This is a genomic window from Renibacterium salmoninarum ATCC 33209, assembly GCF_000018885.1.
In the GTDB taxonomy this organism is placed as follows: Bacteria; Actinomycetota; Actinomycetes; order Actinomycetales; family Micrococcaceae; genus Renibacterium; species Renibacterium salmoninarum.
This window is the reverse complement of sequence record NC_010168.1, coordinates 150731-166496: the sequence shown is the minus strand read 5'-3', so window position 1 is coordinate 166496 and position 15766 is coordinate 150731. Positions and strand designations below refer to the sequence as shown.

18 protein-coding genes and 2 pseudogenes are annotated in these 15766 nt (G+C 56.9%); 18 read left to right on the top strand and 2 right to left on the bottom strand.

Annotated elements, in window-relative coordinates; translation table 11 throughout:
- Nucleotides 1–320 precede the first annotated feature (320 nt).
- The 8 genes and pseudogenes from RSAL33209_RS00810 to RSAL33209_RS00775 all read left to right on the top strand — a co-directional run bounded on the left by RSAL33209_RS00810 (nucleotide 321) and on the right by RSAL33209_RS00775 (nucleotide 5831).
- A complete protein-coding gene (locus tag RSAL33209_RS00810; protein ID WP_041684261.1) occupies nucleotides 321–1016 on the top strand; it encodes a response regulator transcription factor in 696 nt (231 codons plus the stop codon).
- Entirely contained in the window at nucleotides 1013–1507 is a 495-nt protein-coding gene (locus tag RSAL33209_RS00805) for a hypothetical protein (protein ID WP_012243658.1), read from the top strand. The genes RSAL33209_RS00810 and RSAL33209_RS00805 overlap by 4 nt, the downstream gene beginning before the upstream one ends.
- 38 nt (nucleotides 1508–1545) lie before the next feature.
- On the top strand, nucleotides 1546–1830 hold the full coding sequence (locus RSAL33209_RS15725) for a HAMP domain-containing protein (RefSeq protein ID WP_049758742.1): 285 nt from the start codon (nucleotides 1546–1548) through the stop codon (nucleotides 1828–1830).
- Nucleotides 1823–2512, top strand: a complete 690-nt coding sequence (locus tag RSAL33209_RS00800) for a sensor histidine kinase (RefSeq protein ID WP_012243656.1) — start codon at nucleotides 1823–1825, stop codon at nucleotides 2510–2512. Before RSAL33209_RS15725 ends, RSAL33209_RS00800 begins: the two co-directional genes overlap by 8 nt.
- A 56-nt stretch (nucleotides 2513–2568) precedes the next feature.
- Nucleotides 2569–3543, top strand: coding sequence for a D-alanyl-D-alanine carboxypeptidase family protein (locus RSAL33209_RS00795; protein WP_012243655.1), 975 nt, complete (start codon nucleotides 2569–2571; stop codon nucleotides 3541–3543).
- On the top strand, nucleotides 3540–3749 hold the full coding sequence (locus tag RSAL33209_RS00790) for a hypothetical protein (RefSeq protein ID WP_012243654.1): 210 nt from the start codon (nucleotides 3540–3542) through the stop codon (nucleotides 3747–3749). Before RSAL33209_RS00795 ends, RSAL33209_RS00790 begins: the two co-directional genes overlap by 4 nt.
- A gap of 47 nt (nucleotides 3750–3796) precedes the next feature.
- Nucleotides 3797–5062: pseudogene (locus RSAL33209_RS16765) on the top strand (IS3 family transposase).
- Nucleotides 5063–5096: 34 nt separating this feature from the next.
- Nucleotides 5097–5831 (top strand): hypothetical protein, encoded by a 735-nt coding sequence (locus RSAL33209_RS00775; protein ID WP_012243651.1) that lies wholly within the window; start codon nucleotides 5097–5099, stop codon nucleotides 5829–5831.
- Nucleotides 5832–5916: 85 nt separating this feature from the next.
- On the opposite strand, the gene RSAL33209_RS00770 is transcribed toward RSAL33209_RS00775, so the two are convergent.
- A complete protein-coding gene (locus RSAL33209_RS00770) occupies nucleotides 5917–7170 on the bottom strand; it encodes a serpin family protein (protein WP_012243650.1) in 1254 nt (417 codons plus the stop codon).
- Nucleotides 7171–7270: 100 nt separating this feature from the next.
- Between RSAL33209_RS00770 and RSAL33209_RS00765 the strand changes: the two genes are divergently transcribed.
- The 10 genes and pseudogenes from RSAL33209_RS00765 (at nucleotide 7271) to RSAL33209_RS00735 (ending at nucleotide 14188) form a co-directional block, all read left to right on the top strand.
- Entirely contained in the window at nucleotides 7271–8209 is a 939-nt protein-coding gene (locus RSAL33209_RS00765) for a LysR family transcriptional regulator (protein WP_012243649.1), read from the top strand.
- Between the two features lie 194 nt (nucleotides 8210–8403).
- Nucleotides 8404–9438: pseudogene (locus RSAL33209_RS17935) on the top strand (CaiB/BaiF CoA transferase family protein).
- A gap of 45 nt (nucleotides 9439–9483) precedes the next feature.
- Nucleotides 9484–9636, top strand: a complete 153-nt coding sequence (locus RSAL33209_RS17930) for a hypothetical protein (protein WP_199533187.1) — start codon at nucleotides 9484–9486, stop codon at nucleotides 9634–9636.
- Entirely contained in the window at nucleotides 9633–10418 is a 786-nt protein-coding gene (locus tag RSAL33209_RS00755; RefSeq protein ID WP_012243645.1) for a crotonase/enoyl-CoA hydratase family protein, read from the top strand. Before RSAL33209_RS17930 ends, RSAL33209_RS00755 begins: the two co-directional genes overlap by 4 nt.
- A gap of 15 nt (nucleotides 10419–10433) precedes the next feature.
- Nucleotides 10434–11093, top strand: coding sequence for an acetoacetate decarboxylase (locus RSAL33209_RS00750; protein WP_012243644.1), 660 nt, complete (start codon nucleotides 10434–10436; stop codon nucleotides 11091–11093).
- A gap of 95 nt (nucleotides 11094–11188) precedes the next feature.
- Nucleotides 11189–11362 carry a 3-hydroxyacyl-CoA dehydrogenase NAD-binding domain-containing protein gene (locus RSAL33209_RS19090; RefSeq protein WP_012243643.1) on the top strand — a complete coding sequence of 58 codons (174 nt, stop codon included), beginning with the start codon at nucleotides 11189–11191 and terminating at the stop codon, nucleotides 11360–11362.
- A 46-nt stretch (nucleotides 11363–11408) separates the two neighbouring features.
- Nucleotides 11409–11786 (top strand): 3-hydroxyacyl-CoA dehydrogenase NAD-binding domain-containing protein, encoded by a 378-nt coding sequence (locus RSAL33209_RS19085; protein WP_267895918.1) that lies wholly within the window; start codon nucleotides 11409–11411, stop codon nucleotides 11784–11786.
- A complete protein-coding gene (locus RSAL33209_RS17915) occupies nucleotides 11767–12099 on the top strand; it encodes a 3-hydroxyacyl-CoA dehydrogenase family protein (protein ID WP_199533185.1) in 333 nt (110 codons plus the stop codon). Before RSAL33209_RS19085 ends, RSAL33209_RS17915 begins: the two co-directional genes overlap by 20 nt.
- 31 nt (nucleotides 12100–12130) lie before the next feature.
- Nucleotides 12131–13318 (top strand): acyl-CoA dehydrogenase family protein, encoded by a 1188-nt coding sequence (locus tag RSAL33209_RS00740; protein WP_041684256.1) that lies wholly within the window; start codon nucleotides 12131–12133, stop codon nucleotides 13316–13318.
- A gap of 123 nt (nucleotides 13319–13441) precedes the next feature.
- Nucleotides 13442–14188, top strand: a complete 747-nt coding sequence (locus RSAL33209_RS00735; protein WP_012243639.1) for a CPBP family intramembrane glutamic endopeptidase — start codon at nucleotides 13442–13444, stop codon at nucleotides 14186–14188.
- A gap of 58 nt (nucleotides 14189–14246) precedes the next feature.
- On the opposite strand, the gene RSAL33209_RS00730 is transcribed toward RSAL33209_RS00735, so the two are convergent.
- Nucleotides 14247–15632, bottom strand: a complete 1386-nt coding sequence (locus RSAL33209_RS00730) for a helix-turn-helix domain-containing protein (RefSeq protein ID WP_411740979.1) — start codon at nucleotides 15630–15632, stop codon at nucleotides 14247–14249.
- Nucleotides 15633–15766 lie beyond the last annotated feature (134 nt).

Sequence of the window (15766 nt, the reverse complement as noted above, 5' to 3'; positions counted from 1 at the left end):
CCCATCGCCGCCAACTTTCCCGCCGTTACGCGCGTGGTGCAAGTATTGACCCTGCTTGGCGCTTTAGGCACACTCCCAGCACTCTGGAATTTGCTTCGCAGAAAGCTCCGGGGCTGGCCGGCAATTCTCGGCTCGACACTGCTATTGCTGGCTTCGCTTTTCCTCGGTTGGTTCGGCTTCACTTTCCACATTTTCAGTGGAATATTAGCTACTGACTTCCGGCTGAAACAGGAATCGCACTTGGAGAGCCGCATGAGGCTGCATTAGCCTTGGGAGCCAAAGGGTTGCGCCATCGGGGCAGCGCGCTCGGAGGGAGCACGATGGCAAAGATCCTGATCGTCGAGGACGACCCGAATATCAATGCCGCATTCAAGTTGGCATTGTCGCAACGTGGGCCCCAGGTTGAAGGCTGTTTTTTGGGTGCTGAAGGAGTCATCGCCGCGCGGAGTCAAAATCCACCTGAACTGATCGTGCTCGATTTGATGTTGCCGGACCTCGACGGTTTCAGCGTTTGCCGAGCAATCCGACAAACGAGCCTGGTGCCGATCATTATGATGACTGCCCGCAGCGACGATGCGGACATCGTGGTGGGGCTAGAGGCTGGTGCCGACGACTATGTGGTCAAACCAGTGGATCCAGCCATTTTGGATGCCCGAATTCTCGCCGTGTTGCGCCGCAACAACTTTGAGGGCGAAGCAGCAGACAAGGCCGACGTCGTGATCAATGGTGCGTTGCGCATCGACCGTAGCGCCTTGTCGGTCAGTAAAAATAATGCGCCACTGCCACTATCACCGACTGAAATTAGGCTGTTGCTGGAGTTGTTACAACACCCTGGCCAGGTCCGTAGCCGGGAACAGTTACTACGCTCGGTCTGGGGTGCGGAATACCTTCTTGACTCGCGGATGGTTGACGCTTCGATTCAGCGGTTGCGCAGCAAAAACGAAGATGATCCGTCGAACCCGCAGATCGTGGTGACCGTGCGCGGCTTTGGGTATCGATTCGATCAGCAAAAATGATGAAGTTCCGCAGGCTGCTTGGCACCCTCGGTGTCAGGTTGGCGGCCGGGTTTGCCCTCATCGCGATGATCTCTGCGGCGGCAACTGGCGCTGTGTTGTTTTGGTCATCTCGCGACAACATTCTTCGGGCTGAACAAGACCGCCTCTTCGCCAACTTCAAGACCAATTTTGAGAAACTCCCAGCACAACTCGATATAGGCACGTTCTTTGCCCCCTCTGGCCCCGCCACCGGCCGCGAAATAGCAGGTTTACTGCTGGGCGGGCTGCAGAGCAGTCCAGGGCTGACATTGCGCATCGCCAGCACCGGAGACAGCACTGATTACGCCGGTCCTGCCAATATTCCGGCGGATTTCCTGAACACCATTGACAAAGACAAACAACAGTTCGGCCCACAATATATATATTCGAACCCAGGAAGCTGGCGTCCCGAATTTCATCATCGCGCAGACCAAGTCAATTCGAATTACGCAGCCAGATTTATTGCCAGCTGAACTCCACTCTGGCAACGTCGACGGCGCAGTTATTGACGTTGTCCTCATTCTCTTCTTCCTCGCTCTACAGCCAACAGGCTCAACTGGACTCGCTGACCAGCTCAGCCATCTGGCTGACCGTCGTCGTCGGCATCGGCGCTGCCGCTGTTGGCGTGATTCTGGCCCGCCAGCTAGTTCGACCAGTAAAGTCGTTGCGGCTCGCGGTTCAGGATCTTGGCAGCACCGGCGAAGCCGCACCGCTAACGTCCAAGGGCATTAGCGAACTGGGTGGCTTGATCGAGAGCTTCAATACGACCTCGGCACAACTGCACGACGATGTCTGAGCTCACTGAGTCCGAATCCAGGGCACGCCGCTTCGTTGCCGATGTCTCACACGAGTTACGCACCCCACTCGCGGCCATGGTGGCCTCTGCCGAGGTGCTAGAGAATCCGGCAGCTTCCAGGGCAGATGCCCGTGAAGCCGCCAGACTGACCAGCTCCTCAGCCCGGCGATTGGCCAAATTAACTGATGATCTTTTGGAAATTTCACGCTTCGATGCCGGGCATGCCTCAGTTCAAGTAGCGCCCTTCGATGCGACCGCGCGGTTCTTGGACCTAACCGCCGCACGCCACTGGCCGGAGACCGTCACGCTCAAAGCCACCGAACCGCTGCAGATCATGACAGATCCGAGGCGTTGGGATGTGATCGTGGGCAATTTGGTGGCTAACGCGCTAAAGCATGGTTCAGCGCCGGTGGTGGTTGATGCCCGGATTGTTAACGATATTTTTCAGCTCGAGGTGCAGGACGCCGGCCCTGGAATTCCCGCCGAAGATCAGCTGCATATCTTCGATCGGTTCTTCAAGGCTGATTCCTCGCGCAGCGCGGACGGCACTGGCTTGGGCCTCGCGCTAGTCGCGGAAAACTGTGCGCTGTTGGGCGGCAATATCACGGTGCAAAGCACGCCGGGTGCTACCGTTTTCATCGTCGAGCTGCCGGTTCGCAGCAGAACAGATTCACAGCTGTAGCACGACGGTGACATAGCCGCAGCTAAACCAGGACATCGGCTTCATAGCCTGGATGCATGTTCAGATTCTGGGCGAAACTACTCTTAGCCGCCACCTCAATTATCCTGCTCGTCACTGCTTGTGCCACCGCCACCATAGGCCCAACGGTCACTAGTGATCCGGTGGCGGGCTATAGCGTCAATTGGCCACAATCGCCCGCGAGCATCATGTTGGTTGACGGTAAAACCCCGCTGACTAACCAGCCTGCCCAGCAACCGGCCCCGACCGCCAGCACGGCAAAGATCATCACGGCCCTCACCGTGCTGAAGGAAAATCCACTCAAAATTGGCGATGACGGGCCCACGATCAAGCTGGGACGTATAGACGTCAAAAGTTACGAAGCTTATCGTGAGGCAAACGGCACGGTAGTGCCGGTCTACGAGGGCATGGAGATTAGCCAGCATCAGATTCTGGAAGCAATGCTGCTACCTTCCGCTAATAACTTAGCTGACTCACTTGCCCGTTGGTCTTTCGGATCGTTAGAGGACTACCGACAATCGGCACAAGATTTCATTCGTGAGCTGGGACTGACCAAAACCACCATCGGCATCGATGCGAGCGGATACGATCCGTCCACGCAAAGCACCGCCACCGACCTCGCCGTCCTAGCCGCCGCAGCGATGCGAAACCCGGTCATTGCAGACATTCTTGGTCTTGCCGCAGTCGACGGCGGAACCATGGGCAAGTTGGTCAACACCAATAATCTACTGGGCCAACACGGTCTTATCGGCTTGAAAACCGGGACCACTCCGCAGGCTGGCGGCGTCTTCCTCTTCGTTGCACGCGCTGTGGTTGAGGGCCTCGATGTCATTTTTGTCGGCGCGGTCCAGGGCGACGGTAACAGTGCTAAAGATGCGATCGCCGCCGCCGGGCAGATGCTTGGCTCAATCAGCCCTTTCAACGAAGAAATCAAAACTGCACCAAATGGCGGTGCCGAACCATGCGGGCAAGCGACTATGACGAGCAGTCAGGGGGCACCGGAAAATTTTTGATCTTCTTGGCATCGGCGGTACTTGTTGGCGGGCTGCTCGCTGCCGGCATCGGCTTTGGTCTGAGTAAGTTGATACCAGTCAGCGCAACGGCTGCCGTCGATTGCCCTACCGACAAAATAAAACCAGCGACCATCGAGAGCGGTTCGGTCAACGTCTATAACGCGACTCAATCCAGTGGGCTTGCGGCCAAGACTGCGGCACAATGAATCGCCCCGGCGTGTCCGGAGACTTTCTTGTTTGAGAGGATCAGGACATGGCAGGGAAAACTACGACACGGTATCCGCAGGAGTTGAAGGATCATACGGTGCGCATGGTGGCGGAGATGGAGGGTGCATCTTCGGAGTGGGCGGCGATGCAAAAAGTTGCCCAGCTTTTGGGTGTGGGTGTGCCGGAAACGGTGCGTAAATGGGTCCGGCAAGCCGAGATCGATGTTGGTACTAGAACTGGAACAACGAGCACGGAATCGGCCGAGCTGAAACGGTTACGGCGTGAGAACGCTGAGCTGAAACGGGCGAACGCGATCCTTCGGAGTGCTTCAGCTTTTTTCGCGGTCGAACTCGACCGCCACAACACTGATCGTGAAATACATCAAGGACCATGCCGGTCACCGCGAGAATAATGGATTGCGGTGGGGTGTCGAGTCGATCTGCCAGGTGCTTACTGGGACGGGGTGAAGACCACCCCGTCCACGTACTACGAATGGGTGGATAAAACACGATCTCACCGAGAACAACGTGATGAGGTGCTCAAGCCCGTGATCCAGAAGGTGTATGCCGCTAATTATGGGGTTTACGGCACCAGGAAAGTCTGGTTGGCGATGAACCGTGAAGGTGTGCCGGTGGCCAGGTGCACGGTAGAACGGCTCATGGGGTTACTTGGCATACAGGGTGTGGTCCGTGGCAAGGTCAAACGCACCACGATCAAAGACTCGAAGGCGGCCCGAGCGAAGGACTTGGTCCGCCGTGATTTCACACCAACGGCACCGGATCGGCTATGGGTAGATGATTTCACCTATGTTTCGACCTGGTCCGGGTGGGTCTATGTTGCCTTCGTGATCGATGCTTACTCTCGGAGGATCCTGGGCTGGTCAGCGAGTGCTTCTATGAACACCGTGCTAGTGCTCAACGCAGTTAATCAGGCAATCTGGAGTCGTGAACGGGCCGGGGCTGAGATTTCCGGGGTGATTCATCATCACGATGCCGGGGCTCAATACGCCTCCTTGGCCTTCACCGAACGCCTGGCCCAGGCCGGTATCCGCCCCTCGATCGGTTCTGTGGGTGATAGTTACGACAACGCCTTGGCGGAAACCATCAACGGGCTTTATAAGACCGAGCTGATCAAACCCGGCAAGCCCTGGCGGACTCTAGAAGAAGTCGAAATCGGCACCGCTGAATGGGCCGATTGGTACAACCACCGAAGGCTCTACCAGTACTGCGGAGACATCCCACCAGTAGAGCTAGAAAACCACTACTACAATCACTACCAGAGCACGGCAGCCGCCGACAGGCTCATCGTCTGAGAAACCCTCCGGACACACCGGAGCGATTCATGCTTTGCCAAATGGCTCGTTTGTCAAGGCTGACGGCAAGCTCAACGCAGTGGGTAACCCGCGTCCGCTCAATGGTCTGAACGGCGCTTTGGATTCGAACACCATGGATACCAATGTGATGGTCTTGCCAGTTCAAGCCGCTGCGCTGGGTCTCGATGTGACCAAGGCCGCACCGTTCACCTACCGGGTAGCGACCTACTCGAACTACAAGGCAAAAGACGGCCTTTTGGTTCCGGTTGACCAGACCGAGCCGAAACAATACGACCCGGTTAACCCCGCGCTATGGTTCGAAGATGGCACTGCAAGTCAGTTGTTCTTCGATAAGCCGGATTCTGGCTTGAACATCCATGCCGGCCCAGGAGCAAAAGACGCTAAAGCGCTCTTCCTGCACCTGCAGAACGCGACTGGCGATCTAAGCGCAAAGGGCGACGGCGGCAAGAAGGCTGAAGTTGTGCCGGTTTCAGTAGGCGTGACGAAGCTGTCGTTGACGCTGCCCTGGACCTTTGCGGGCGGCTTCACCTTCGCAAGCGCTTCCGGACTAACTCCGGATAGCACTGCAACCTTCACCCTCGACGGAAAAACTGTCGGCAGCCAGAAGGTTGGCAAAGACGGCAAGGCTTACGCCTTCGTTTGGGTACCATTCACCACCAAATCCGGCAGTTACCCGGTAGTGGTAACGGACTCCAATGGCGCGAGCGCCACCTCGAAGCTGCAGATGTATTCGCTCTGGCCGTTCTAAACCAGCCGCTAGTTTCAAGCTAGTTCGCTAAAAACGTCCCCGGGACGCGAAGCCACTTGGCATCGCAACCCGGGGACGTTTTGCTTTAAGCCTTCGGGTTATCCACGACGCCTAGGAATAGTGGCAATCCAGTTTCTAGCTGGATGATTTGATAGCTAAACGGCCGATCAAAATCCAGTTGACGTGGTGTCTCCGTGACCAAATCGACCGAAGTTTCAACGTTAATTTGCGTCAAGGCAGCCGCGACGGTGCCCTTTTCGGCAACGTTGACCACGGCCGTTTGTGCAGCACCACCGATCAGAGCGCCAGGCAGAATCGCGTCAAAACCGCCGTCGTCGAAGGTCTTGCGTAGGCCAATCTTGCGCAGCGGTTCCATCAAATCCAAATTCGACATCTTGTCCCAGCTGGGCAAACCCAGCCCAATGAGTTGCTTTTGCGCCGAGCTCAAGGAGCTTCCGACGGCGGCCAGCTGCGCAGCGCCTGGTAGCGGTTTGCCTTCTGCCGCAGGCAGATAGAGTCGCATCACGAAGCATCGGCCGTAGGGCAAATCAATGGCCTGCCAGCCGGGCCCCTCGGCATAGGTCAGCTTCTGAGTGGCGTGCATCATCGGCACGTTGAGCTGCCAGGAGGCCGCATGAAATGGTGCATCCAAAGTTGACTCTGGATTAAACGGTTGCTGCCAACGAGCAGCAAAAAATAGCGCGTTCAGCAGGCTCAATTTTGTGTCTGCTGAGCTTTCCAACGGCGCTTTCTCAATGAGTCCGCCGATGTTTTCTTTGACCCAGGCGTTGATCTTGTCTTTTGCATCACCAGCGAAATTGACCGGGTAGACCCCGGTACCGTAGTGCTTTGCCAGCACCGTCAAAAAGCCCGGGCCAATCGGAGCCGATTTTTGCACGAAGATGCCATTGCTAGTTTTTGCCGCCGGCTTTTCTGGCGGATTAGCCTTATCTACTGAGGCGGGATCGCCGTCGTACTTTTGCAGTTCAGCCAACACCGCGTTGATACCGCGCTGCCGGTCCGAGCCCCAACCAAGCACCGAATCCATCTCTTGCGCACCCTCTTCTGAGGCACCCTCACGGAGCATACTCAGCGCAATCAGCGCACTGGCTGGTGAGACTACCGCATCGTTTCCGGCCTCCGCGGCAAGCTTTACGCCCAGGGTGAGCGCGGCCTGCGAGACCTGCAGTACCGCCTCTTTCGCCTGATCTGGGCTCACCACAATCCGCTCGACGTCGGCCGCGCGGCTCGAACTGGGCGGCTGGCTTCCGCAACCACTCAGCAGCAGCCACAGCACCGCGACCACCGCTATCGTCGGAATCGTTGTTTGAAATCGCATCGCGTTCTTCTCTCAACAGATTAGCTAACGTACTAACACCATAGGCCCGGCGAAACCCGCAAGGCGATCACTCTAGGGTCACGATTAGTAAGCAATCAGCTTGGCCCAGTTTGGCCAGGTACTGTTTCCCTTGATGGAACTCTTTCATTTGCGATACTTCGTAGCTGTTGCCGAGCAGCTAAGTTTCTCCAAGGCTGCGCGTACTCTGCATATGGCCACCTCACCGCTGAGCCAACGAGTTCGCGACCTTGAACGAGAATTAGGCACGGTGCTCTTCGAACGAGATTCGCGCAGTGTGAGCCTGAGCGCGAGTGGCGCTGCACTGCTGCCGCTCGCTCAAGAAGTGATCCGAAAATTCGATGACATCCCACTGCGACTCAATAGCGCCGCCAACCCAGAGCAGATTTCCTATTGCATTGGCGTTGCACCCTGGCTACATCCATCGATCCGTAGCACCTTGGCAGATTTTGGCCTTCAGGTAGCGGATCACTACCAACTCAATCGCTGGTCTGCCGGCAGCCGGGAGCTGCTTACGGCGGTGCATCAGGGCAAATTCGCCTTCGCGCTGGTGCATTTACCTGCGCAGATGCCGGGAATCTCAAGCCACGAAATTTTTCGCGAGGAACTCGGCGCAGTATTACCGGCGCGCCAGTTTATTGGAAGAGATTCAGTGTCTTTGACCGATCTGGTTGATTTCACCTATATCAAGACTGCTAAGGGAACCCAGCCAACCTATTACGATCAGCTAGAAGTGCGAATGTCGGCCGCTGGTGTGCACAAGCGCGCGGTCCTTAGCTCCGGAGATTTTGCCAGCCCGGCCGAAGTTGTTTCGAACGGTAATTCCTTTTCATTGACCATTTTGGATCAAGATATTTCCGCAAATTCACGCAATGCGGAAGAAGTCATTGCCCTTCCTTTTAGCGATTTCAACCCAGAATTGGCAACCGGAATAATTTGGCGAACAGACCGCGCCGAAGAAGGTAGTGACCTGTTCGAACTAATTACTGCGCTCCGAGAAGCCTTTGCCGAATCCCACTAAAAATAGTCCATAAACCCCTAAATCTAGGGGATATTTACCATGAACACTGTGGTCATAATAGTGTCCGCGCAATGGTGTCAAAACTAACTGGATTTTGATTGCCTGGGCGAACTACTATGGAAAACGAGCCCAAAGAAAGCGACCCATCGAATATGAAACATTAATTCGATTTAGCTACTGTGAGGATTGTACTAATGCCCGACCAAAAAGTTGCCACACTTTCCAGCACTAATGCTGGTCCGCTGGCAGGAATTCGCGTCGTCGACATGGCGACCGTAGTGATGGGACCATACGCAGCGCAGGTCCTTGGCGACCTAGGCGCCGACGTGATCAAAATCGAGTCGCCCAACGACACCATCCGCTCAGGTCTGTTCACCAAGACGCCGGGAATGACTTCGCTGCATTTGAACGTCAACCGGAACAAGCGCAGCATCGCCCTGAACCTCAAGTCTTAGGAAGGCCATGCCGCCGCAATGGATCTAATCGGTTCCGCGGATATTCTGATTTCCACTATGCGCATCGATGCGCTGCGTCGCCTAGGCATGGATTACGAGAGCCTGAGTGCAAAATTCCCGAAACTGATTTACGTACACGCCCAGGGCTTTCGACCAGATTCCGATCGCGCTGGACTGGCCGCTTACGACGAGACCGTACAGGCCGCTTCTGGTTTGCTGGATATCGCTCAACGAGCTGCCGACATTGAAAAACCGGCGGTGCTGCCCACCATCTTGGCAGACAAAGTTTCCGGTCTGACCATGGCCTACAGCGCAATGGCAGCTTTGGTCCATCAACAAAAAACTGGTCAAGGCCAAAAAGTAGAAGTGCCAATGACAGACACTATGCTTGCTTTCAACCTGGTCGAGCACTTGCAGGGCCAAGCCTTCGTCCCCGCATTGAGCCAGACCGGATTCCCCAACTCGCTCATGAAGGGCCACTACGCTCGCCCGACGAAAGACGGCGGCCTGGTGATGGTCATCCCTTACGGACCGCAGAACTTCCGCGATCTGTTTGTGGCCGCTGGTCGCCCTGAGCTAGCTGCCGATCCGCGCGTCAACAACGAATTCATCGATGTTCGCGCCGATGGCAACGACCTTTCCGCACTCTTAGATGAGGTAGTTCCGCTGCTGAGCGCTGAAGAGTGGGCCGAGGTTTGCCTTAGCAAGAGCATCCCCTTTGGTCCGGTGCTTCGACTCGATGATGCGATGGACGACGAATACGTCCAGGGCTGACATTTGCTCGACGTTGCCGAACATCCCAGTGAAGGCCCGATCCGGATGATCGGCGTTCCAATGCAGTTCTCCGCCACGCCGGCGTCGATCCGCCGACACGTCCCCTTGCCTGGTGCTGACACCGAAGAAGTACTCACCGAACTCGCAGCGGAAAAGGCATTGCTACAGACCGAAGAATTGGCAGGAGCCCTGGCATGAGCAATACAGCAGAAGCCACGACGGAAGTAGTTCTGACCGAAGTTGTTGGCAACACGCTAGTGATCACCATCAACCGGCCCAAGGCACGCAACGCTGTCAACGGCGAGGTCGCCCTTGGACTGGTAGCCGCACTAGATCAGCTGGAAAACGACGCCGAGCTGCGCGTCGGCGTCGTGACCGGGGCAAACGGAACTTTCTGCGCTGGCATGGATCTGCGTGCAGCTGCTGCGGGCGAAACCGTCAGCGTACCGGGTAAGGGCTTCGCTGGCTTCGTCGAGGCGAAGGTTAGCAAGCCACTCATCGCAGCTATCGAAGGCTATGCGCTTGGCGGAGGCCTGGAAATTGCACTCAATTGCGATTTGATTGTCGCCGCCGAAGGCGCAACGCTCGGCTTACCAGAAGTAACCCGCGGCCTGATCGCAGGTGGCGGCGGTGTGATCCGGTTGCCCAAACGAATCCCGCATCACTTGGCGATGGAAATACTCCTCACCGGTGCTGGCATTGATGCAGCTCGCGCTCACGAGCTAGGTCTAGCCAATCGCGTTGCCCCTGCAGGTCAAGCGCTAGCCGCCGCACTGGAGCTGGCCGCCGTCGTGGCTCAAAACGCTCCGCTAGCCTTGGCTGCGGTCAAAGAAGTCACCAGAATTGCCGATTCCCAACCGGAACCGGAAGCATTCGCCGCGCAAGCCGCGCAAATCAATAAGCTCATGAAGTCCGCTGACGTCGCCGAAGGCATCCAAGCCTTCACCGAGCGCCGCGCCCCGCAATGGCTTGGGAAATAGTGGAACGGAAACGCAATGAAAATCTCAGAAGTACGTCAACAGATCACCACGCCGCTAAGCAGCCCGGCCTATCCCGCGGTTGGCTCCCGATTCACTAATCGCGAGTACCTCAATATTGTTTACCGAACGGATGCTGCAGCCTTGCGCGCCGTCGTTCCGGAGCCGTTAGAAATTGACGAACCGCTGGTTCGATTCGAAATTATGAAAATGGGCGACGCCACCGCGTATGGGCCGTACGTTGAAGCCGGGCAAGCGATTCAAGTCTCCTTCAACGGCGAAAAAGGCGAGTACCTACACGCCATGTATTTAGACAACTTTGCCGCCACCGCAGCGGGTCGCGAAGTGAACGCCTACCCCAAAGTGATGGGTAGTCCTGCACTGACGGTCGACAACGGCGCATTGCTAGGCACGCTGGACTACGGTTCCGTCCGAGTTGCCACCGCGACCATGGGCTACAAGTTCCGCCCCTTGGATTTCGAAGAAGCTAAGGCACAGATCACCGTGCCAACCTTCATGCTTAAGATCATCCCGGACTTGGATGGCAGCCAACTTTCGGCCAAACTCGTCCGCACTGAGATCAGCAACATCACGGTTAAAGAGGCGTACACCGGCCCGGCTAGATTGCAATTATTCCAGCATGTATTGGCTCCACTCGCGGACCTTCCAGTGCTGTAAATTGTTTCAGCAAGCCACATCAATACCGATCTAACCCTGGCCTCGGCGGTTCCGGTCTTCGACTACCTGGCCAACAACTCGCAAGGATCATCAAAATGAGCATTAATAATATTGCGGTCGTTGGTGCTGGCACCATCGGACTATCGTGGACGGCGCTCTTCGCTAACGCCGGTCTAGACGTCACGGTGAGTGATCCCCGGCCCGATTCTGGCCGACGTCGTCCGCGACTCGATGCCGGAGCTTGCCGCCTCATTGGGCAGCACGGCTGAAAAGCTGCTCGCCAAAATAACGATCTCCTCGTCCTTAGCTGACGCTGTGGCAAATGCTGACCTGGTGCAGGAAAGTGGCCCGGAAAGGCTTGAATTCAAGCAGCAACTCTTTGCCGACATCGCTGCCGCAGCGCCAGCCCACGCGCTACTTGCCTCCTCTAGCTCCGGCATTGTGGCCACGCTCATCGCCGAAAAGCTTGACGACGAAGCTGCCGCCCGGATGCTGATTGCGCACCCCTTCAACCCACCACAGCTAATGCCGCTGGTGGAGATTGTGCCTGGCGAGCGCACTGCTGAAAGCCTCGACCGTATTGGCGATCGACTTCTACCGCGAGCTGGGCAAAGTTCCGGTCCGCGAGCACAAGGAGATCCAGGGTTTTGTCGCCAATCGTCTACAGGCAGTAGTGCTCAAAGAAGCTTTTAGCCTGGTTTTGCAAGGCGTGGTCTCGGTCGAAGAACTCGACACAGCGATGAAAGCTTCGCTCGGCGCACGCTGGGCAACCATCGGGCCGTTCGAAAGCTATCACCTGGGTGGCGGGCCCGGCGGCATTCGGCACATGTTTGAGCACCTCGGCGCGAACCTCACCGGTGGCGATTCTGGCGTAACCGAGGCCGACGTCGAGCGTCTTATTGCCGACGTCGAGCGCACCTATGGCGCCGGCCCAGAAGCCTACGCAAGCCTCACCGCGGAACGCGATCGCAAGCAGCTAGCCGTCAACGCGGCAGTAAACAACTAATCTTTTCGATTCAAGAAAGCACGTGATACCCATGGCAAGACCAGCAAATACCAATCCCGACTACTTCGGCTTCGAAGAGTTGCTCACCGATGAAGAGCGCAGCGAACTCGTCCGAATCCGAGAATTCCTCACTAAGGAGATCAAGCCGCTGACCCAGGATGCCTGGGATAAGACCGAGTTCCCCTTTGAGGTCATCGAAAAATTCGCCGAACTAAATCTGGCCGATGACCAGTTCCCCGGCTTCGCCTCCGCCGGAAAACAACGCCGCGCCCTGATGACCGGTTTCTTGAGCATCGAGCTCAACCGGATGGACCCGTCACTGGCAGTATTCTCCGGTGTACACACCGGCTTGGCGATGGGCTCAATCTTCGGTGGCGGCGATGAGGAGCAACGCCAGCGCTGGCTGCCGGACATGATCGCTTGGAAGAAGATCGGTGCTTTCGCCTTGACTGAGCCTGAAGGTGGCTCGGATGTTTCTGGCGGCATGCGTACCACCGCGCGCCGTGAGGGTGACACCTGGATCATTAACGGCGCCAAGCGTTGGATTGGTAACGGCACCTTTGCCGATCTAGCGATCGTGTGGGCTCGCGACGAGGCTGACAACCAAGTGAAGGGCTTTGTGGTTGAGAAGGATATGCCCGGATTCAGCTCGGCAAAGATCGAGGGAAAGATTGCGCTGTGTACCGTGCAGAATGCGGATCTGAGCTTTGACAACGTTCGAGTACCCGAGGCAAATCGGCTGCAGAATATCAATAGCTTCCGCGACACCGCTGAGGTGCTGCGCGCTACTCGCGGCGGCGTAGCTTGGCAGGCACTTGGTGTCTCGATTCGCGCTTATGAACTGGCCCGGGATTACGCAACCACTCGCGTTCAGTTTGGTAAGCCCATTGCCTCTTTCCAAATGATCCAAGATCTGCTGGTCAAAATGTTGGGTAATATCTCGGCGATGTTCGGCATGGTGACCCGGTTGGCCCAGCTGAGCGAAGAGCTGCGTGACACTCCGGAGCAGGCTGCCTTGGCGAAGGCATTCTGCACCTCAAAGATGCGTGAAACTGTCGCCTACGGCCGCGATCTTTTTGGCGGTAACGGGATTGTGCTGGACTACGAAATCGCCAAGCTGTTCTCTGATGCCGAAGCCATTTACTCCTTCGAGGGCTCGCGGGAAATGAACACCCTGATCGTCGGCAAGAACATCACCGGGATCAGCGCTTTCATCTAAACCACGCTCAGGCTTGATCCGGAAAGGCCTTTGGGCTGCAACGTCGGCATATTTGTACACCGATTTCGCAGCGCAAGGGCCTTTTCACGTCCAAGCAAGCAACCGTCAAGATACCGTTAGCGTGTGAAGCAGACGACGGCTCCATCCCTAGCCAGCAAGCATCCCTTGCTACTTGGTGCCGCGATCATGGTGAGTTGGCAGCTGGTGGTGTACGGATTAGGCTCAGTGCCGTTTTCGAGTCCTGCCTGGTTTCCAGGCCTAGGCGCGCTGCTGGTTAACGCGGTGGGGGCGGCCGTGGTGCTGGGTATTGGTGCATGGCTCAGATTGCTGCCACGTTCTGCACTCGGACTGGGGAGCCTTCGGCGCTATTGGTGGCTTGCTCCCTTAGTCGCGGTGGACCTCAGCTACGGTTTGATCAGCACCAACGGAGTTCCCGGTATCGCTGGCACGCCGGAACTTTTGCTCAGCAGCGCTGGTGCGCTAGTCGCCGTCGGAATCTCTGAAGAGTTAGCCGGCCGAGGCGTAGGTCTGGCTGCGGCTGAGCCAGCTGGGCGGTGGAAGGCCGCGATTGTGCTGGCTGCGGTCTTCGGCCTGGGGCATCTGGGCAATTGGCTACTTTTTGGCAGCAGCCTTGAGGACGCACTGTGGCAGGTATTTACCGCCGGCGCGGCTGGATTTTGTTGGGGCGCGGGAAGGTTCTTGCTCAATTCAATCTGGCCGTTAGCCTTTGTGCACGCTCTCAATGACTGGATGCAGATTAACTCGCCAGGTGCTGCCCCGCTCTACTTTCAGATCGCCATCGCGGTGTTCAACATCAGTTGGGGCGCCTTGATGCTCACCTCGGCTAATCGGCCACGAATTCGCCACTGATATTGGATTGAGCCGGAGAAATTTCAGCGGCTCAATCCAATATCGGGGGCGAAATGAGTTACGACGCCGGCCCAGCTTCCGGAGCGTGCGCGGCTAAGAACGAGTACACCTCGGTTTCGTCAACGCCGGGGAAGACGCCGGGCGGCATCGCGGCGAGTAGATGCGAATGCGCACGAGCACTGGGCCAAGCATTGCCGCTCCGCTCCCCCGCTAGCGCGGCTGGTGGTCGTTTACAGCAGGACTCATCCGGGCAACGTGACTTCGACCGCTCTTGGGTATCCCGGCCACGAAACCACTTCACATGCGCGTAGGGCACGCCAATGCTGAGTGAGAATTCGCCGCCGGTTGAACGCTCAGTCCGAGCAGTGCACCAGTAAGTGCCGGCCGGCGTATCCGTGTACTGGTTGTAGGCGCTGAACTTATCGCTCACGTCAAACACTTCGCGCGAAGTCCAGTATTTACAGATCGGCTGACCTTCGATGGCGCCAGTGTGATCGGTAGGGAAAGTTACGCCGTCGTTCTCATAAGCCTTGTAGACGATGCCACTCTCATGCACCTTCTGAAAATGCGTCAGGATGCCCAAATGCTCGGTGGCGAGATTGGTGAAACGGTGCGCCGCTGTTTCATAAGACACGGCAAAGGCATCCCGGACATCTTCTACCGCGATGCTCTTGGCCGCCTTGGCGCGCTGTAGAAATTCCACGGTCTGCTTTTCTGGCAGCAACAAGGCCGCCGCGAAATAGTTAGTCGCCACTCGCTGCGAAAGAAATTCACCGTAGCTAGTTGGTGTTTGGTGCCCCAAAACATAGTGCCCCAGAGCTTGCAGCAGCACTGAACGGGGGTCGTGTTCGCTACGCCCGGACTGGGTTAGATCAATTCGGTGATTCTTCAAATCGGTGACGCTGCGGGTTGAATGCGGTAAATCAGACACGTGATGAAGTGTGAATCCGAGGTGGTTTGCGATGTCCGCAATCACGTGTTGAGACAGCGGTCCACCCGAATAGCCGACGCCGGAAAGTACCTTCGCAGCCTCGGCTTCGTACTCGCCAAAATAGTTGTTCCGCTCGCGCATTTGCAACCGCAGTGCGGTGTTTGCTCGACGCGCCTCCTCGGGGGTAGCGACCTGCTCGTTTAGCCGACGTTCCAGCTCAGCTTGTAGGCCAACTAACGCCTCTAACGCATCCATCGAAAGCCGCGAAGATACGCGGACCTTGGGCAGTCCAAGCGACTCATAGAGCGCTCCACGCTGCGCGCGTTCCAGCTCAATTTCTAATGCAGCTCGACGGCTTGGCGGCTCGGAGCCAAGCAGCTGTTCAATGCTGACGCCCAGTGACTTCGCGAGCGAATTCAACAAGCTCAGTTTCGGCTCGCGTTTACCGTTTTCGATCATGCTCAGCTGGGACGGTGCCGCATCCACCATGAGGCCCAAGTCATCGAGCGTCATATTGGCACTTTTGCGTAAGTGACGCACCCGCCTACCAAGGCTAATTACATCGATTTCGTCGTTACTAGCCGCACGCTCTGTGCCAGGAGCGGGCCTTTGCCACGTTGGACTCGTGATTTCTTGATGAATACGTG